Annotated in this window: 8 protein-coding genes; 5 read left to right on the plus strand and 3 right to left on the minus strand. The window is 46.5% G+C overall.

What is annotated here, in order from left to right:
* The first annotated feature begins 214 nt into the window (after nucleotides 1-214).
* Together NG833_RS12370 and NG833_RS12375 are read left to right on the plus strand one after the other, a co-directional pair.
* Nucleotides 215-1768: a bifunctional pantoate--beta-alanine ligase/(d)CMP kinase gene (locus NG833_RS12370; protein ID WP_254565609.1), complete on the plus strand. Its 1554-nt coding sequence runs from the start codon at nucleotides 215-217 to the stop codon at nucleotides 1766-1768.
* Nucleotides 1769-2228: 460 nt separating this feature from the next.
* Nucleotides 2229-3179 carry a polysaccharide deacetylase family protein gene (locus NG833_RS12375; RefSeq protein ID WP_254565595.1) on the plus strand — a complete coding sequence of 317 codons (951 nt, stop codon included), beginning with the start codon at nucleotides 2229-2231 and terminating at the stop codon, nucleotides 3177-3179.
* Nucleotides 3180-3223: 44 nt separating this feature from the next.
* Here the strand turns inward: NG833_RS12375 and NG833_RS12380 are convergent, their stop codons facing one another.
* Both NG833_RS12380 and NG833_RS12385 read right to left on the minus strand, forming a co-directional pair.
* Entirely contained in the window at nucleotides 3224-6769 is a 3546-nt protein-coding gene (locus NG833_RS12380) for an AAA-like domain-containing protein (RefSeq protein WP_254565596.1), read from the minus strand.
* Nucleotides 6770-6841: 72 nt separating this feature from the next.
* Nucleotides 6842-8203 carry an AAA-like domain-containing protein gene (locus NG833_RS12385; protein WP_254565597.1) on the minus strand — a complete coding sequence of 454 codons (1362 nt, stop codon included), beginning with the start codon at nucleotides 8201-8203 and terminating at the stop codon, nucleotides 6842-6844.
* Nucleotides 8204-8637: 434 nt separating this feature from the next.
* Between NG833_RS12385 and NG833_RS12390 the strand changes: the two genes are divergently transcribed.
* The 3 genes from NG833_RS12390 (at nucleotide 8638) to NG833_RS12400 (ending at nucleotide 14618) form a co-directional block, all read left to right on the plus strand.
* The gene (locus NG833_RS12390) at nucleotides 8638-11784 is read left to right on the plus strand and encodes a GAF domain-containing hybrid sensor histidine kinase/response regulator (RefSeq protein ID WP_254565598.1); all 3147 of its coding nucleotides are present in this window, start codon (nucleotides 8638-8640) and stop codon (nucleotides 11782-11784) included.
* Between the two features lie 5 nt (nucleotides 11785-11789).
* Nucleotides 11790-12206, plus strand: coding sequence for a PleD family two-component system response regulator (locus tag NG833_RS12395; protein WP_254565599.1), 417 nt, complete (start codon nucleotides 11790-11792; stop codon nucleotides 12204-12206).
* 474 nt (nucleotides 12207-12680) lie between these two features.
* Complete coding sequence (locus NG833_RS12400) at nucleotides 12681-14618, plus strand: adenylate/guanylate cyclase domain-containing protein (RefSeq protein WP_254565600.1); 1938 nt, start codon at nucleotides 12681-12683, stop codon at nucleotides 14616-14618.
* Between the two features lie 614 nt (nucleotides 14619-15232).
* On the opposite strand, the gene gltB is transcribed toward NG833_RS12400, so the two are convergent.
* A complete protein-coding gene (gene gltB, locus NG833_RS12405) occupies nucleotides 15233-19915 on the minus strand; it encodes a glutamate synthase large subunit (protein ID WP_254565601.1) in 4683 nt (1560 codons plus the stop codon).
* Between the last annotated feature and the right edge of the window lie 711 nt (nucleotides 19916-20626).

Here is a 20626-nt window from a genome sequence, read left to right on the forward strand (position 1 = left end):
TAGATTGTGGTTAAGTGACAGAAATTTTTGAAAGAAACCCGGTTTCTGAGTCTTGGTAGGGGGCTAGAAACCGGGTTTCTGCCTAGATTGTGGTTAAGTGACAGAAATTTTTGAAAGAAACCCGGTTTCTGAGTCTTGGTGACTTCCGCCTGTATCCTTTCCTGGGATAAACTACTCTGCAACGAGTATATTTGGTCAGGATTTGGGGGTTGTGGTGCGCCTGTTTACAACGGTTGTTGCGTTGCGCTGTTACTTAGAACTACAGTCTCAGGGTCAGACTGTGGGTTTGGTTCCGACAATGGGAGCCTTGCACGCGGGGCACCTGAGTTTAATTGAACGGGCTAGAGCGACCAATGATATTGTTGTCGTGAGTATTTTTGTCAATCCGCTGCAATTTGGTCCAAATGAGGATTTGCAGCGATATCCTCGCCGGTTAGAGCGCGATCGCCTCCTGTGTGAACAAGCAGGCGTGGATGTCATCTTTGCACCAACTCCGGAGGAGATGGGAATTGGGGAAGGGACAGAGCATTCTGTCACTCAGGTGGTCCCTCCGGAGTCGATGATGTCCGGGTTATGTGCGCGATCGCGTCCTGGTCACTTTCAGGGAGTCGCGACCATTGTGACCAAACTCTTCAATGTGGTAGAACCGGACCGGGCTTATTTTGGGCGAAAAGATGCCCAGCAACTGGCGATTTTACAGCGGATGGTTCGGGATTTGAACCTGCCGGTAGAAATTGTCCCTTGTGAGATTGTTCGAGAGCCTTCGGGATTGGCAATGAGTTCTCGAAATCAGTATCTCAGCGATGAAGAAAAAGCGCGTGCGGCGGTGCTGTATCGTAGCTTACAAAAGGCTCAGAAAGTTTTTCTCCGGGGTGAGGTAACTCGTCAGGGTATAATTGCTGCGGTTCAAGCTGAAGTGGGCCTAGAACCGGACGTTAACTTAGAGTATTGTGAATTGATAGAACCGACAAGTCTTAAACCGATTGAAGAGATAGAATCTGCGGGATTAGTGGCGATCGCCGCGAAGATTGGCAACACCCGCTTAATTGATAATATTATCCTGAAAGACCGGAAACCAATTGTAGCCATAGACGGTCCTGCCGGTGCCGGGAAATCGACCGTCGCCCGTCGCGTGGCGAAACAACTGGGATTGATGTATTTAGATACCGGGGCGATGTATCGGGCGATCACTTGGTTGGTTCAGGAAAAAGGGATTGCTTTTGATGATGAACCGGCGATCGCCGAAGTCGTCAGTCGGGCCCAAATCGAATTTATCCAGACCAGTGAGGACCCGGCGATTCCCACTCAAGTTTGGGTGGATGGATTTAACGTGACTGAGGCGATTAGAACTCAAGCGGTTACGGCCAATGTTTCCCAAGTTTCTAGCTTAAAAAGCGTGCGACTTCATTTAGTTAAGCAGCAGCAGCAGTTTGGGGAACGGGGTGGAGTCGTTGCCGAAGGGCGAGATATTGGCACTCATGTTTTCCCGGATGCGGAGTTAAAAATCTTTTTAACCGCTTCTGTGGGAGAACGGGCGCGGCGACGTCAACAAGACCTGACAAATGTAGGGGAAGAAGGGATTACCCTAGAACAGCTTGAGGACCAAATTGCCCTGCGCGATCGCCTAGATAGCACTCGTAAAATTTCCCCCTTGACAAAAGCAGAGAATGCGATTGAAATTGATACAGACCATCGGACTATCGATGAAGTCATCGATGAAATCGTCAATTATTATGTAACAATCGTTAGGGCTAAATTTGAAGAATAATTACAAGGAATTGTCAGAATATGGGGGTTCTTCATGATTCAATTCACTGACTACTGACTAACTCTGGGCTAATGTTTTGGGTTGGGTAAATGCCCTGGAACGGATTCAATCGGTTCCATTGGGTTAGCCCTGTCTCAATGATTCTGACCTGGCAATTAATCCGTGGGAGCATCTTGCTTTCTACGAGAATAAGGGAGTTTAGGTGTTCCCACGGATTAATCTTATGGTCAGACTGCTGCCCGAGGTGGTATAGCAATATAAAAGTTACAAATTTGTTCTGATTCAGACCCCAAGCAGGATTTTAAAATCTTGCATATTATCTGCAAGTGATTAGGGAAGCAAAAAAACTTTTTAACGGAGTTTCTTTCTCAATCAGGGTGAAGGAAAGCGTTAAAAGCATCAGGGAAAATCTACTAAAGAATCACGATAGAATTCGCCAAATAGGGCGGGAGAAATTACCGTGGACGAACTCAATCCCTTTTTTTCAAAATCGATGGTGTTACTGGCGGCGATCGCTGCGATTAGTACAATTATTATCGGCACATTTCTGCCTACTCTGATATTATCTGGAGGAATCGTCCAAGCCAGTGGTAACTCCCCAGAGATTATCTTAGCATCTGTCGGGGTTCAGGAAGCAATGGCGGTTCGACTAGAGGGGTTTACCAAGGCGATCGCCCAAAAGCAAACGGACAAGGAAAAACAGTTTACCTTCGCTGTGACCCCAGAGTTTCAAGGGAAAACATTGTACGAGGTGGCCTTAGATGACAGTAACAAGGCGATCGCCCTCACCTTTGATGATGGTCCTTGGCCGATTTATACCGAACAAATCTTGGATATTCTCAAAGAAAACGACATTAAAGCCACATTCTTTTTGATTGGTCAACACTTAAAAAACCATCCGGCCATTGCCCAAAAAGTAGTGGAAGCGGGTCATGCTTTAGGTAACCATACTTGGAATCATCATTATCATAATGTCCCGCGAGAAGTTGCCGCCAAAGAAATCGAAGATACAAACGCGCTAATTTATGAAGTAACTGGAACTAAAACAGAGTGGTTTCGGCCTCCGGGAGGGGTACTAACTAATGGATTGAACGCCTATGCTCATAGTCAAAATTATGCGGTAGCGATGTGGTCCTCTGATGCCCGAGAGTCTTTCTTTTCCAGTTCCGGAGCATTAGTAAACAACGTACTCAATAGCGCTCAACCTGGGGGAATTGTGCTGTTACATGATGGCGGGGGCGATCGTTCAGCCACGGTGCAAGCTTTACCGATTATTATTACGAAACTCAAAGAACGGGGATATAAATTTGTTACCTTACCCGAACTGTTAGAACTTTACGAACAGCACCAGCAAAGCACTATTGCTGAAAACACTCCCAATCCGACTCCCGTCGCCGATGGAATTGAGTAGACTCTCATCAAATAGGTGAGCTTTTTTGCAGTGGCAAAACTCACCTATTTTGACGGAGTTTGACTGAAGTGGCGAGTACAGAGTTTCCTCTCATCTGCCGGAACTGCGGGATTAGTTTTTAAATAATCTCGGACCCAATGACAAGCATAAGTCAGGGGGTCAAGATTGAGGAGGCGATCGAGATGCCAGAACATCATAATTTGTTCATCCCCTATAGATACTAACATCGGCAGATTAGGATGAAAAGCAACAGCCCGAATTCCCGCCTGATGACCCGTCAAAGTCGTGAGTAAAACCCCCTCTCGGGTCCAGATTTTAATGGTTTCATCAATACTACTGGTGGCAATTAAAGAGCCATCCGGACTAAAATCAATTCCCCAAACTGCCGCCGTATGTCCGGTTAAAGTTTTGATTAATGTTCCATCTTTGCGCCAGAGTTTAGCGGTCATATCCCCACTACCCGAGGCCATCATTTCCCCATCGGGACTAAAAGTCACTTTCCAAACTGCTGCATCATGTCCTTCTATGGTTTTTAAAAGTTCCCCCGAGGAGTTCCAGAGTCGAATGGTGGAATCGTTACTCGCCGAGGCCAAAATTTGACCATCCGGGCTAAATTCAACACTCCAAGTGGGTGCTGTATGTCCCTCTAACGATTTGAGCAAACCCTTTTGGCGACTCCACAACCAGACGACTCCATTGGCATCCCCGGCGGCGAGTTTTTCACCGTTAAAATTCCAATTAATCGATAATAAGGCAGCGTTTGCATCATCAAATGTTTGTAAAACTGTTCCATCGAGTTGCCAAATTTTGAGGGTTTTATCTTCGCTAACCGATGCGATCATTTCCTGGTGAGGATGGAAATCGATATTGACAATGGCAGCAGTGTGACCTTCTAGGGTTTGTAACTGGGTGCCATCGAGTTTCCAGATATTGAATGTTTTTTCAGTGCCTGATGTGGCGATCGCCTTGCCATCGGCACTAAACGATAATCCTCGCACTAACCCTTTTAAAGCATAAAATTTTTGCTGAAAAATACTCTGAGTTTTCCAAAGAATTGCCACATTTTCTGCACCCGCTGAGGCAATTTCTTCGCCATCGGGACTAAAGGCCATTCCCCAAATCGCTGCCTCATGGCCTTCCAGGGTGGAAATTAATGTCCCATCGCGGTTCCAAAGTTTTACTGTTTTATCCCAGCTTGCTGAGGCTAAAATATTACTATCTGGGCTAAATCTCAGTTCTTTAACTGTGGCATCATGGGCTTTAAAAGTGTGGAGAAGAGTTCCTTCTCTTGTCCAAATATTAATCATGCCATCCACGGTCCCCGAAGCCAAAAGGGTGTTATCGGGACTAAAGGCGATCGCATAAATCGGCGCTGGATGTCCGATTAACTCCCGGAGTTTACTCCCCTCTGCATTCCACAACTGGATAGCATTATCAATTTTACCGGCTGCAACCGTTTGACCATCGGGACTAAATGCCACCGCCCGAATTCCAGTGGGTTCCCCTTCAAACCGGGTTACTAACTCCCCCTGAAAATTCCAAGCTTCAACGGTACTATCAGACCCCCCAGAAATGACCTGCTTACTATCAGGACTAAAATCAAGACTCCAAATCCCTGAAGTATTCGCCGTAACCGAACTTAATAACGTCCCATCTCGCTTCCAAACTTTAACCGTTTTATCATCTCCCGATGAAGCTATCAATTTTCCATTGGGACTAAATTTTACCGTTCTCACCACTGCTTGATGTCCCGTTAATGTTTGAAGAAGTTTCCCATTTCGCTGCCAGATTTTGAGGGTTCCATCGACTCCTGCTGTCACAATTTCTTGACCATCTGGACTATAATCTACTGCTAAAACTGCCGCAGTATGACTGGTGAGGCGATTAGATTCTTGAATGCTTAAAACAACTTGCCAAAGCGCCGCATCAATGCTATCTTTTAGTTCTGGATTCAGAGTTGTAAATTGTTCCGATCGTTCTTTTCCTTTGATAGCTTGCAGGAGGGCATTGAAACTGTTATGAGAGGCAAACAAAGCTTTTGAGGATAAAGTAATCGTTCGCAATTCGCTAATCGCCGTTTGTCGATATTGCTGATAAGCGAAAACGCCCAAACTGCTGGCGACGATCATGGCAATGCTGACAATTCCTAAGAGCAGAGTTTGTCGCTTTAAGTGGCGCTGTTCTAATTCTAGGCGCGCTTCTACTTCTTTAAGTCGTTCTGCTTCTAACGTTCGCTGAGTTTCCTGGCGGTCTAATTCTTGAGAAGCAGCCAGAAATTGATAATCCAAATTACTCAAACTTTTTCCCTGGGACCAAGCGAGAATATCCCGTAAGGCTTTCCCGCGCAATAGCCACGATTCATCCTCATATCCAGACACAATCCAAGCATCGATCGCCTGGGAATAAGGCCGCAAATTTGCCAGTTGGTTCGCGACCCAATCAAAACTAAAAATTTTCTGATAAATAGGATTTTTAATCCGGAGAATACCCTCGCGTTTTTCGATTAATCCGGTTAAAATTAATTCGGTTTGTTCTGGACTGTCATCCGCAGCAATCGGGTCAAATGCCGAAGAGGTTTCATCCTCTTCAGAGTGCAGGAGAATTTTTTGGTAGAGTCCCAGCAACCGGCCAACTCGCTGTTCACTATAAAGCAGGCGATCGCAGATGGTTTTAAAATGTTCTGGCTCATCATTCGCTTTCCAATTTTCAATCAAATTAGCTTCTACTAAACTATTAATAAAATCGGGAGTTAATTCCGGATAATTCTCCCCGGAGGGTCTGGCAATCATTTGACAGAGCTTTTGAGTCAAAAACGGCTGACCCCCGGTCCAATACAAAATACGCTTTAAGGCTAATTTGGGGTCTGAAAACTGTTCCGATAATCCAGCCAATAAGGGGGAATTTTCTTGGAATTCAAATCCTGTTAGTTCAATCGCTTTTCCAATATTAAAAGGAGTTCTACTGCCATCTGAAATTAAGTCCGCCGGGGTTGCCACGCCAAATAAAGCAAAGGATAAACGACCATAATGTTGATGATCGGCCCGCCGATTATAACAGGCCCGGATTAGGGCAAAAAAATCATCCGTAGAGAAGTTTAAACTGAGAACGCTATCAATTTCATCTATAAAAATCACAAGCGGTTCAGGGACTTGATCCAGGAGAACTGTCTCTAAAAAATCACTTAAGCGATTGACATAAGAACAATGAGTGCGATCGCGCCACCAACTTAACAGATTAACCTGAAGTCGGAATGCCTTGGTCAACAATCCCAGAATCGACCCATACCACTGTTCTTGAGTAACCTCTTGGGTCCCAATGGCGGTGACATCAATCACCCCACAGCGAATCCCTATCGATTGTAAGCGGTGTGTCGTTTGCACCCGCAAACTGGATTTGCCCATTTGTCGCGCATTAAACACATAGCAAAATTCCCCTTTTACCAATTCCTGAAATAAGGTTTCATCCGCTGGGCGAAGGACATAAGTGGGAGCATTAAAGGCTAAACTCCCGCCAACTTGATAAGAAAAATCAGAACTTTTAGAAAGTTGCATTAGTGAATTATTTTCCAATAAAATTTCTTGATTTACCATGCAGTTAAGTTAGAAATTCTAAACAAATAGAGAGAAAAGAAAATTTTTATATTTTCCCTTTCTCTCCCTAGACTAGATATTCAAGAATCGGGAAAAATAAGTTTGATAGAGCAGACAACTGGGGAGAGATAATTGATTTTCAAATCTAATTAATCCCAATCCTTGCAATTTAAACGCTTGGGTTGGGTGCAATTCCACGCCAGTTTTGCTTAAAATTACCGATTTCCAGGCATCCTTGAGGTCAGGATGCTGCTCTAAATAGGCGAATTGTTGCCGTAAATGACTCTCGAAGATGCTGTTGGGAGTCGTAACAGTTTCGACAAAATCCTCTAGGGTCAAAGTCTCTTGGCTTAAGTGAAAAAATGCCAATTGGGTTAAGTAGGGATGACCTCCGAGCAGGGCGATCGCTCCCTCGGCGTAGCGTTCTGGAGGCGTTAATCCGTAACGCAGGGCTAACTCCTGAACTTGTTCTGCGGTAAATGCCGATAAACTAATTAATAAACCAACATTAAACGGTGATTGATGCACCGTGAGCGGTAGAAAAACATCCGTGGAATAGATGATAACTAACCGTAATTTTTGCCAGATTTCACTCCCCTCGGTACTGTGGCGCGATCGCTCATACCAAGCCCGGAGCATTCCAAAAAAATCTGTAGCAATCTTCGGATAGTTAAACACTAAGTTTACTTCATCCAAAACTAGCAACAGAGGACTTTCAGCCGCAGGCAGCAAATAGCTTTCAAAATAATCATTGCAACTATAGCTACTACCAAACATCGGATTCCAAAACTCTTTTAAGCGGTTGGGTAACCCCAGGCTGCGGCTGACCATCACACACAACCATTGCAAGAAAACTGTTAAACTTTCAAAAACACCGCTATCGGCGAGTTGCAAACTAACGATCGCCGTGCGAAATCCACTGTCTTCCGCCTGAGCAAATCTCCGGACCACCAAAGAAGTTTTGCCAAACTGGCGGGGTGCGCGAATCCGAATTAAGGCCCCCGGTTGCCCACTCTCGGCCTTGAGAAGCTGTTCCGCTGGGGATCGATAGATGTAAAATGGAGAATCTAAGGCTAACTGTCCCTTGAGCGGGGTCCTGAGTAAACCCGTTAAAGCTGCCATTGATGCCTCAGCGTCTGGTTCCTGGCTAATATAGTCCTCTTTTTGGAGGGAAAGGCCAAATGCGCTGAAGTAGTCAGCTAAAGTGACAGCATCGACCGGCTTTTGGCGATGCCTGACTTTGGTCAGTGTTTTGGTACTCAGTCCCGTGCGATCGCTTAACTCTTCCAAAGTGTAGGGGTGTCCAGCATTATCCCGTGCCGCTGACAAATGCTCCGCCGCTTGTAAACGTTGAGCACCCTGAGCGCTAAGAATAACCCCTCTTCTACGTTTTTGAGCTGTTGTTCGTTCCAATTGGCTGTCAGGAGAAACCACACTTAACACTTCTTAACCAACTCTAAAGTTGTTTTGTTTTCATCACATTGATTAGTTACCCATTTTACAGGGGTTATCCCCCCCTTCCCATTAAAATTCCCGTTGAAATGGCTAAATTACGGCCTTAACCTTCCATCTGGGGTGGCGATCGCCCGGGTTCGATGGCAGGATCGACTCAGGAAAGAGAGCTGAGTCTCTAAAGAAAATCAGAGTGCAGAGGTTCCTGGACTTTGGGGAAACCCAACATCGAGGAAATAGGTGCTAACGGACCTCGCCATCTTAGATCGAGTCTAACCCGGTTTGAAAATCCTCTTGAAAGTTCAGGAGAAAAAATTCAAATTAGAGGAAAGCTCGATCGCTGTAGACTCCCATTCCTGTTTTTATAAATCTTGACTTCATATTGATTAAAGAAAAGTTACAAGGAGAAAAGAATAGTGCTGGAATTCTTGAACAATCTGCTCACCCCACGTTCCTATATTCCACACGGCCATTGTTACCTTTGGCAAACTCCCCTTGTTGCACTGCATCTGGTTAGCGATGCGCTGATTGCGATCGCCTACTTCTCCATTCCCACGATGCTGATTTACTTCATCTACAAACGCAGAGATATTGCTTTTTCGAGCATCTTTGCGATGTTTGGAGCCTTTATTGTCCTCTGTGGCGTAGGTCATTTATTAGATATTTGGACCCTGTGGCATCCCGATTATTGGCTTTCTGGCATCGAGCGAGCCCTGACAGCGATCATCTCTTGCTATACCGCATTGCGACTGGTGGAACTGCTGCCCCAATTTCTTTCCCTACGAACGCCAGAACAGCTTGAAGCCGTGAATCAGGAATTACAGAAACAAATCGCCGAACGGCAACGAACAGAAGAAATTCTGCAAGCGCTGGTGTCCGGAACTGCTTCAGTGACAGGACAAGATTTTTTTCCAGCCCTGGTTAAAAACTTAGCCAAGGCTTTAGATGTAAAGTATGTGATTGTTTCTGAAAAAAGTCACACTCAAGAGCAAACCTTGGAGAGTTTGGGCTTCTGGGCTGGGGATGGGTTGGGCAATAATTTTAATTATGAATTTACCGGAAGACCTTGTGATTTTATTGCTTATAGCAAGGAATTTTCCTGCTACTCGGAGAACCTGCGAGAGTATTTTCCCAATGACCCATTGTTGGAAGGAATTGCCGCAGAAAGCTATCTGGGGGTTGCTTTATTAGATAGCAATCAACAGGCGATCGGAAATCTTTGTATTCTTGATGTAAAACCCTTAGAAGCCGAGGCGCAAGCCCGAGCGATCATGAGTGTTTTTGCTGCCCGGGCCGCCACGGAGTTGCAGCGCAAATGGGCAGAAGAAGAGAAACGTCTTGCCTATGAAGAGTTAGAAGTTCGCGTTGAAAAGCGCACCGCCGAATTGGTGGCGGTCAACTCGACTTTAGAAACTGAAATTCAAGAACGGATTGATATAGAAGCCGAACTGCGGGTGATGGCGGAACGGGAAAAAACGATTTCCATCATCATCCAAAGGATGCGGGAAAGTTTGAATTTAGAGACAATTTTTCATGCCACTACCAACGAACTGCGGCAAGCTGTTGACTGCGATCGGGTCGTGATTTATCGCTTTAATCCCGATTGGAGTGGCGCATTAGTTTCCGAATCCGTTACCCCCGGTTGGGATGTGTTATTGCCGGACCAAGCCAACGATCCAATTCTGACTCAAGTCACCACGGATGCACCCGGTTGTGCCCTCATTCAAATGAATTCCGCGAATTTCTTGATTAAAGATACTTACCTGCAAGAACAGCAAGGGGGGATTTATCGACAAAAACAGATGTTTTGTTGCGTTTCTGATATCTATCAAGCCAGTTTTAGCGCTTGCTATATAGATTTTTTAGAGCAATTCAATGCCCGAGCTTATGTCATTTCTCCCATTTTTTGTGGAAATACGCTCTGGGGCTTGCTGGGCGTGTATCAAAATAGTGGTCCCCGAGACTGGAAAGAGGCCGAAGCCAAAATTGTTACCCAAATTAGCAATCAACTCGGAGTCGCAGTTCAACAAGCCGAACTGTTTGCCCAAACTCAAAAACAAGCCGAAGAATTGCATCGTACTGCTGAAGCTGCTAAGGCAGCAAACCGAGCTAAAAGCGAATTTTTAGCGAATATGAGCCACGAACTGAGAACACCTCTGAATGCAATTTTAGGGTTTACTCAACTGATGCAACGAGATAATTCTCTGGGGTCGGTGCATCAAGGATATATTGACATCATCAACAAAAGTGGTGCTCATTTACTGGCTTTAATTAATGATGTCTTAGAAATGTCGAAAATTGAAGCAGGGCGAGTCACCTTGAATGAGGTTGAATTTGACCTACCCAAACTGGTGTACAGCTTGGAATCCATGCTGCAACTCAAAGCTAAATCTAAAGGATTAAGCCTGAAATTTGAGCTGCAACCTGACCTCCCGCAATTTATTCGCGGCGATGAAAATAAATTACGTCAGGTTCTGATTAATCTCTTGGGAAATGCCATCAAATTTACCAACAAGGGGCGGGTTACCCTGCGGATATCTAGTCCAGAATTTAATTCCGACTCAGACATTGAGACTTCGCACCAATCTAGGGTGCAATTTGAAGTTGAAGATACGGGTCCCGGACTCAGTTCTGAAGATATCAAAGACCTCTTTCAGGCATTTCAGCAGACTCGGGTAGGGCGGCAATCCCAAGAAGGAACAGGTTTAGGACTGCGAATTTCTCAGAAATTTGTGCAATTAATGGGAGGAGTCATTACGGTTACCAGTACCGTCGGAGAAGGGAGTCGCTTTAAATTTGAGATTCCTGTAGGTTTAGTTCAGGGGTCCACAATTGACAAGATGTGTGACCTCAACGGTGCCATTCGGTTAGCACCCGGACAACCGAGTTATCGAATTTTAGTGGTGGAAGATAATCCAATTAACCGATTACTATTAGTGACCTTGTTGAAGGATATCGGAGTGGAAGTTCTGGAAGCAGAAAATGGGGAAGTGGCGATCGCCGCTTGGCAACAGTGGCATCCCCACCTGATTTTCATGGATATGCATATGCCCAAAATGGATGGATATGAGGCAACCCAAAACATTAAACAATTCCTCAACCGCACAAACCCATCCAGTGATTTACCCCCTGTTCCTCCAATTATTGCGATTACTGCCAGTGCCTTTTCAGAAAATCGAGAAGAATGTTTACAAGCAGGCTGCGATAATTTCGTCAGCAAACCCTTCCGTCGCGAAGAAATCTTAGATACGATCTCCCAGTATTTAGGGGCAAAATACTCCTACCAGGAAACACCAAATATTGCCACTCGTCCAGCAGCACAGTATCAAAAACCCCAGAGCGAACTTCCCCCCGATGCCCTAAATTGTATGCCCGCAGATTGGGTGGAGCAATTTTACAATGCCGTCGCCCAAGGTAGCGATACCCTTGCTTTAGAACTGATGAAAGCAATTCCAGCAGAACAGTCTAAGCTCATCGAAACTTTAACAGTTCTCTTAGAAAACTACCAATTCGATCGCCTGATGGAATTGGCACAATCGCATTCTCCAACTCTATCGACTTAAATCTCATGGTTAATCAATCCCCATCCCCCAATTTAGGAAATCCTATGACTATTTTAATCGTAGATGATGTTCCCGATAACATTCGTCTACTCTCCCGAATTTTAGTCAAGCGGGGATATCAAACCCGAAAAGCTCTGAATGGGGCTATGGCACTGACGGCAATTCAAACTTCTAAACCTCGTCTAATTCTATTAGATGTTCAGATGCCTGACATGAGTGGCTATGAACTCTGCCAGATGCTTAAATCTGAACCTGATAACCATCACATCCCTATCATTTTTTTAAGTGCCAATGATGATAATTCAGCTAGAAAAAAAGCTCTTAGCCTTGGAGCCGCAGACTATATTGCCAAGCCCTTCAACATAGAAAAACTCGTCACCACAATCAAATATCAGATAGAAATAACCTCTGTTTATTATTAAATCTATCTGTTAAATTAAATAATCAAAGTTATCATTTCAGAGGTTATAGCGGTTTCCGAAATTATGAAGTACAGCTATTAAGGAGTGCGCTTACCGCAATCCCAAAGAATAAAGAATGTACCTCATAATTGTGGGAAATGCTATAAAAATTGCATCTACACAAAAGAACAGATTGCTCTGATTTTAGATTATCTCTTATCTTGAGCAATAAGTTGGAGGATTATTCTCTAGTCCTCCCGGAGAATTTCTCTGGGTTTTAACTTGAAAAAAAATGGGAGATTAACAGGGTTTTTCTTAATCAACAATCAAACTCCGCCCTTGAAACTTATGTAATCAACAAAATATTATACCTCTTCCAGAATTACCAAAATTTTAACTCAAATCTCCAGATGCCCAGAATTAAAAGAAAGTTCCACAAGGCATCAAAACCCCTGTAAAATTAAAGGCAGCTCGAAACTTTTCTTAGGTAAAGCTATGACTGAATCTCAAAACAATCAAAGAACCGCTAATATTTTAATTGTAGATGATAAGCTTGAAAATATTCGATTTTTAGCCAATTTTTTATCTAATCAAGGATATTCAATTCGTAAGGCAACGAATGGTAAATATGCATTAAATGCTTCCAAAATGCTTCCACCCGACCTAATCCTCTTAGATATTAATATGCCAGAAATGGGAGGATACGAAGTTTGTGAACAGCTAAAAACCGACCCTAAAACAAGCGATGTTCCCGTCATTTTTTTGAGTGCTGGTAATGAAATTGAGGATAAACTTAAAGCCTTTCAAGCCGGAGGAATCGATTACATCACCAAACCCTTTCAACTTGAAGAAGTTTTAGCCAGAGTACAAACCCAACTCAACTTAAAAACCCTCCAACAACAATTAAAGCTGAAAAATGAAGAATTGCAGGAAACAGTAAGCGGCTTAACAAAAGCCCAAGCTGATTTAGAAGCATCCCAAAGCGAATTACTTGCCCTCATTAAAAGCATGAATGAATTAATTTATGTTTTAGATGCTCAGGGACAGTATCTAAAATTTGCTAACACCAATACCAAACTCCTTTTCCAACCGTCTGAAGACATTGTGGGTAAAACAATTCATGATGTACTCCCCGAAGAAACTGCTCAAGTTTTATTAGTAGAAATTCGAGAAGCTTTAGCTCGACAAGAAACTCGGGAAGTCGAATATAGTTTGACATTCAGCCAAACTCAAATAGAAGTATCTGCAAGCATTTCTCCCATTTCTTTGAACTCAGTTCTCTGTGTCGTCCGAGATATCAGCGATCGCAAACGCCGAGAAGAAGCCCTCCAACTCATTGTTGAAGGCACTGCTTCCAAAACTGGACAAGACTTTTTCCAGGCTTGCGTTCAATATTTGGCGGAAATCCTGGGAATTCGTTATGCCTTTATCACCGAATGTGCGAACCCACAAAAAACCCGGGTTCGGATGTTATCCTTTTGGAAAGACCAAAACTTTTCTGAAAACTTAGAATATGATTTAGTCGGGACACCCTGCGATGAAGTCATTACCAATGGACAATATTATTGCTATCCTGATAATATTATTGCTCGGTTTCCTGATGATGCCGATTTAGTTAAGTTACAAGCGCAAAGCTATGCGGGAATCCCCTTACTTGATACAACAGGGGATGTGATTGGTCATATTGCCGTCTTAGATACCCACCCGATGGTTGATGACGAAACCCGCAAGCTCGTCTTGAAAATTTTTGCAGCAAGAGCCGGTGCTGAATTAGAGCGAAAAATTACCGATATAGCCTTGCAACAAAGTCAAGAACAAACCGAGAGATTATTATTAAACATTTTACCCAAAGCCATTGCAGACCGCTTGAAAACCGATACCCGTGCCATTGCCGAACAATTTGATGAAGTCACCATTTTATTTTCTGATATTGTCGGCTTTACTCCCCTCTCCGCCCAAATGCAACCGACGGAGTTAGTCAACTTACTCAATGAAATTTTCTCAACTTTTGACACACTCAGCGACAAACTAGGGTTAGAGAAAATTAAAACCATAGGCGATGCCTATATGGTAGTCGGTGGATTACCTGTGAAACACCCTAATTCTGCCGAGGCCGTTGCTCAAATGGCCTTAGAAATGCAATCCAGCATCGTCCAATTTCAATCCCACTATGGCGAAGTCCTTCAAATTAGAATCGGCATCAACACCGGGCCCGTCGTCGCTGGCGTAATTGGTGTGAAAAAGTTTAGTTACGACTTATGGGGAGATGCCGTCAATGTCGCCTCTCGCATGGAATCATCAGGCATTCCCGGGAAAATTCAAGTCACAGAAACCGTTTACGAACGGTTAAAACATCAGTTCCACTTCGAGGAACGAGGACCCATTGAGGTGAAAGGAAGAGGAGAAATGATGACTTATTGGTTAGTGGGATAAGGAAGATGTTTGTAGTAACGACTTCAGTCGTTTTCTAATGTTCGTAGTAACGACTTCAGTCGTTATTCCCCTTTCATGGGTTCTTTTTTCAAGGTTCAAAAACGGGACCCCACCCTAACCCTACCCTTGCCAAGGGGAGGGGACCGGAGGTGGTTTGGCTTTGTCAGAGTTGAATTAAAACTACCTTTGGAAACTGGGGAAGATAACGACTGAAGTCGTTACTACAAACATTGACCCAGCCGCCCCCTTTTCAAAGTCCCTCTCCTCTTAGGAGAGGGATTTAGGGAGAGGTTCTTCGCCCCCGCCGTTACCTTTTAAGCGTCTGTTCGGAGACTGGATCTAAAGCCTCCAAAGAGGGCGTGACTTGGCATTGGCTTTCGTCACGCGGTAACGACTGAAGTCGTTACTACAAACATCGCCCCAACCGTCAACTTCTCAAAGTCCCTCTCCTCTTAGGAGAGGGATTTAGGGAGAGGTTCTTCCCCCCAACCCTTACCTTCTCAAAGTCCCTCTCCTCTTAGGAGAGGGATTTAGGGAGAGGTTCTTCCCTTACGCCGTTACCTTCTCAAAGTCCCTCTCCTCTTAGGAGAGGGATTTAGGGAGAGGTTCTTCCCTTACGCCTTCACCGCCACCTTCTCAACCGTCGGTTCAGCAGATGCCTCGGGACTGTCCGCTTCCGAAGGCGGGACCACCTGCCAGAACTTCGGTAAATACTCCGTCCAGTTCTCCAGAATCCGAGATGCCTTGTCGCTACCCGTGTGTTCTTGGTGCATCTGAATCATCTCCTTGAGTTGCGCCTCCCCAGCAGGCGTCGTCACCCGTTGAACATGGACAATCTCATGATTCACCAACTCATCAAAATTGCCCTCTTCATCTAGGAAATAGGCCAATCCGCCAGTCATCCCGGCCCCTACGTTCCGGCCCGTTTGACCCAGGACGACAATCACGCCGCCGGTCATATATTCACAGGCATGGTCCCCAGCCCCTTCAATCACGGCTTTACCTAGGGAGTTGCGGACGGCAAACCGTTGTCCGGCTTGACCCCGGGCAAACAGGTATCCTCCGGTGGCCCCATAGAGGCAGGTGTTGCCCACGATCGCATTCTCGGACGGATTATAAGTAGCTCCCGCTGGTGGGACCACCACCAAAGTTCCGCCAGTCATCCCTTTACCCACATAATCATTGGCTTCCCCTTCTAGGCGCAGGGTGACTCCAGAAACATTAAACGCCCCAAAACTCTGGCCTGCTGCCCCTTGGAAGGTCAAGTTAATCTGACCACCAAAGCCATTATTGCCATAGCGAGAGGCAATTTCTCCCGCCAGACGCGCCCCAACGGAACGGTCTGTATTCACAATCGGGAAGATTTTGGAAACTTGAGATTGAGTGGCGATCGCCCCGGTAATCTCCCCATCCGCCAGCAAATCATCATCCAACACCGGCCCATTGCTATGCACTGGACCATGATTTAACCAACTGCGTTTGCGAAGCATCTCCGCAGGAGAATCGCCCCGGGTATCCGGCAACATCTTCGTAATCACATCCAAACTCAACCCCTGAGTCTTGGTCAACTGCACCGACTCGCGCAGGGTGAGCAAATCTCCGCGTCCAATCACTTCCTGCAAAGAGCGATATCCCAACATCGCCAACAACTGCCGCACCTCTTCCCCAATGAAATAGAAGAAGTTGACCACGTGCTCGGGGACTCCAGTAAACCGCGCCCGGAGTTTCTCCTGCTGGGTGGCGACTCCCACGGGACAGTTGTTGGTATGGCAAATCCGGGCCATGATGCAACCTTCGGCAATCATGGCGATACTGCCAAAGCCAAACTCTTCCGCCCCCATCAAGGCCGCAATCAGGACATCCCAGCCACTTTTCAAGCCGCCATCGGTGCGGAGGACGACGCGATCGCGCAGTCCATTGCCCATCAACACCCGCTGCACTTCCGCTAACCCCAACTCCCAGGGACTCCCGGCGTGTTTAATCGAACTCAAGGGAGAAGCGCCGGTGCCGCCATCATGTCCGGAAATCTGGATAATATCTGCATTTGCTTTAGCCACCCCAGCGGCGATCGTGCCAATGCCAATTTCCGAAACTAATTTCACCGAAACCCCCGCTTTGGGATTGATTTGGTGCAGGTCAAAAATTAACTGGGCCAAATCCTCAATACTGTAGATATCATGGTGCGGTGGCGGCGAAATCAGGGGAACTCCTGCCTTAGATTTCCGCAACATGGCGATATAAGGACTGACTTTTTTCCCGGGGAGTTGGCCGCCTTCTCCGGGTTTGGCCCCTTGCGCCATTTTAATTTCGATTTGCTTGGCATTCATCAGGTACTCGGGAGTCACCCCAAAGCGACCGGAGGCCACCTGTTTGATGGCGGAGGAAGCGGTATCGCCATTTTTCAAGCCGTTGAGATGGGGTAACGAAGGCGACTTACCTTGGTCATCCACATTATCCAAGACCCCAAAGCGCACCGGGTCTTCTCCACCTTCCCCGGAGTTGGATTTACCACCAATCCGGTTCATGGCGACTGCGAGCACTTCATGGGCTTCCCGAGACAGGGCCCCGAGGGACATCCCGCCAGTGCAGAACCGTTTGAGAATTTCTGCCACGGGTTCGACTTCATCAATGGAAATCGAAGGGCGATCGCTCTTGAAATCCAACAAATCCCGCAACGCCGTCGGCGGACGTTCGGCTAAATACTGTTTATAGAGTTGGTAATGTTCATACCCTTCTCCCGAACCCTTCATATCCGCCACTGCCTTATGCAGCGCCTTGGACATTTCCGGGGAGTTCATGTGATATTCACCACCGGGACGATACTGCACAAACCCTTCATTCGGCAACTTTTTACCTGCTGGTTGGGGGAAGGCTTTCTCATGGAACGCCCGCAGTTCTGAAGCTAATTCAGCCACGCTCAAGCCGCCAATTTGAGAAGCAGTACCCACAAAGGCCAAATCCAGCAATTCCCGACCAATCCCGATCGCCTCAAAAATCTGAGCGCCGTGATAACTCGACAGCAGGGAAATCCCCATCTTGGAGAGAATCTTCAACAGTCCCGCCTCGATCGCATGACGGTAATTTTCCTGGGACTGCTCAAGGGTGACTTGAGGCAGTTTACCCCGTTCCATCAATTTCTGCGTTTTGCCATCTTCATGCCAATGACGCACGGATTCTAAGGCCAAATAGGGACAAACCGCAGAAGCGCCATAGCCAATCAAACAGGCAAAATGATGGGTGCTCCAACATTGAGCCGTATTAACAATTAAAGAAGCATGAGAGCGCAAACCGGCCCGAATCAGGGCATGGTGAACCGCCCCAACTGCCACCAATGGGGGAATGTAGGTAGTGCTGGAGTTGGGTCCGGGTGCATCACTCAGAATCAGCAGGGTTGCGCCATTTCGCACCGCTTCAGCGGCCTGATGGCAGAGGTTTTGCACTGATTCGGCCAATTCTGAGGGGCTATCCGTCAGGGGAAATAGGGTAGACAGAGACACCGCATCAGACCGAGATTCAATCTGGCGTAAATCCGCTTCATTGAGAACCGGGGAGTCAATTTCTAGTTGTTTCGCCAGTTCGGGTTTGACTTCTAGGAGATTGCCTCGGAAGCCCAAATGCATCCGCAGGGACATCACCAGACTTTCCCGCAGGGGGTCAATGGGGGGATTGGTGACTTGAGCAAACCGTTGTTTGAAATAGTCGTAAAGCAGGCGAGGTTTTTGGGAGAGAACGGCTAAGGGGATATCATCGCCCATGCAGAAGGTGGGTTCTTTGCCCATTGCTGCCATTTCTTCGACGATCATTTCCACGTCTTCGCTGGTGTAGCCGAAGGCGGTTTGGGCGGACAGGAGTTGTTCGGGGGTGAGTTGATTGGCGCTTAGGGGAGTTTGGCGTTGGAGATGTTGGCGATGTTGGGCCAACCATTCGCCGTAGGGATGCTTTTGAGCAATCCGTTCTTTGACTTCCCAGTTTTTGAGGACTTCGTGGGTGGTGAGGTCTACGACGAGGGTTTGACCGGGACCCAGACGACCTTTTTCGATGATGTCGGCTTCGGGAATATTGACTACACCGGCTTCCGAGGCGACCATGACTAAGCCACTGTTGGTTATCGCATAGCGGGCGGGGCGTAAGCCATTGCGATCGAGGGTGGCCCCGACTTGTTGTCCATCGCTATAGGCAATCAGGGCGGGTCCATCCCAAGGTTCTTGGATGCCGCTGTAGTATTCATAGAAATCGACGATAGATTGCCGATTTTTGAGGGCGGGCTGGTTTTGATAGGCTTCTGGAACCATAATCATCAAGGCTTCGCTGGCGCGAGAACCCGATCGCACCAGCAATTCCATGACGTTATCCAGGTTGGCGGAGTCACTATTTTTCGGATTAACCAGGGGTTTGAGTTGTTCGATGCGATCGCCCCATAGCGGCGACTGTAAATCCACCTGCCGCGCCATCATCCAGTTGATATTGCCCAAGAGGGTATTAATTTCCCCATTGTGTCCCAACAACCGCATCGGTTGAGCTAAGGGCCATCGGGGGAGGGTGTTGGTGCTAAACCGGCGATGATAAACGGCGAAAGCACTGGTATAGGACTCATCAAGCAGATCCAGGTAAAAGTCCGAGAGCACCGCTGAACGGACCATGCCTTTATAGACAATGGTCCGATTAGAGAAGGAGCAAATATAGAAATCTTCTCCCCAAATAATCGGGGTTTGGTGGTGGGGACCGGCTGCATCGACTTTCAGGGCGGAACCGATGGCGCGGCGGGTCAAATACAAATGTCGTTCTAATTCATCCCCGGTTTTATCTGGGCAATAAACAAACATTTGCTCAATATGAGGCTGATTTTCCCGCGCTTGCACCCCCAGGACTTCCGGACGCACGGGGACTTTGCGCCATCCTAATAGCTCTAAATCATGGCTTTTGAGCGTGTCCTCGACAATTTGACGTGCCGCCTGTTGCAACACCGGGTCCAGGGAGAAAAAGACCATGCCAACCCCAATGGATTCCAGGGAATAGGAGTTCGGGTTATGATCTTGTAACCAAGGCTGGAAGAGTTGCCAAGGAATTGCTGTCATTACTCCGGCCCCATCACCCGAATCCCGGTCTGCGGAACAACCGCCGCGATGTTCGAGACAGGTTAAGGCATTCAAAGCCATTGAGACGATTTCCCGATTGGGAACGTTTTGCGGATTGGCGAGGTAACCGACACCACAGGCGTCTCGTTCTTCAACTAACCAGGGTTGACCCAGGAAACCGAACTCATTGATGGAATTGGATTGAATATTTGGGTTGGGCATTGCTTTTCGGGTAGATGGTGGATGGGGAATTGTAGAGTTTAGAGTTTAGGTTTTAGCGTTTCTTCCGGTTAAATCTGCGAGCTTTTCATCATCGAATTCTCTATAAATCAGGGTTCAACAATTTTTAGATGGAAACGAGCCGCAGAAGGGGTAGGCGCGATCGCCCCCGTTGCTGCCCCTTCTGACCATCAAGGGTTGGGCTGCATCTGGCGATCGCCTCTCCGTTTTTACCGTGACAAGCAAGTCCCAAACGTAAATAGCTAATCCCTAGCGGGGGCATCTATACAAATCAACCTTCTGTCTCATTAATTTTAGAAGGTTTTCAGGCCATTGTTAATTCCGGTCTGACTTGAGCGGTTTTCTTGAGGATGGCCCTAAATCGGTTTGGAACCCGGGGAGTTTCTCGGTTCCCTCTAATTTAGCGCTCCTTCCCTTCGGTCTTGAGATGCTAAGGGCGTCCCTGTTGAACAGTGATGGACCAGAGCAGTCCAGATTAGATCCCAGGAGGTTAGGGGTAAGCCAAAGTTATAGGTCTGGATTAAAAATCATATAGAAATAACTTTCATCTGACAATCCCTAGGTTGAAGATTCAGCAAACCGATGCAGCAACAGTCAGGCGGTGCAGACTCGGATCGTCATGTCTGTCTGTCAGACTGGTGGGATCGTCGGTAAAAATTCAGCCTTGATGTGAAATTTAAAGCGCGGATAAAG

It is taken from the genome of Oscillatoria sp. HE19RPO (assembly GCF_024220515.1).
GTDB lineage: Bacteria > Cyanobacteriota > Cyanobacteriia > Cyanobacteriales > Laspinemataceae > Laspinema.

Excerpts from the sequence above, each read along its gene's own strand:
- NG833_RS12380 (WP_254565596.1), bottom strand. The coding sequence starts at position 6,769 with ATGGTAAATCAAGAAATTTTATTGGAAAATAATTCACTAATGCAACTT.
- NG833_RS12395 (WP_254565599.1), top strand. The coding sequence starts at position 11,790 with ATGGTTAATCAATCCCCATCCCCCAATTTAGGAAATCCTATGACTATT.
- NG833_RS12400 (WP_254565600.1), top strand. The coding sequence starts at position 12,681 with ATGACTGAATCTCAAAACAATCAAAGAACCGCTAATATTTTAATTGTA.
- gltB (WP_254565601.1), bottom strand. The coding sequence starts at position 19,915 with ATGCCCAACCCAAATATTCAATCCAATTCCATCAATGAGTTCGGTTTC.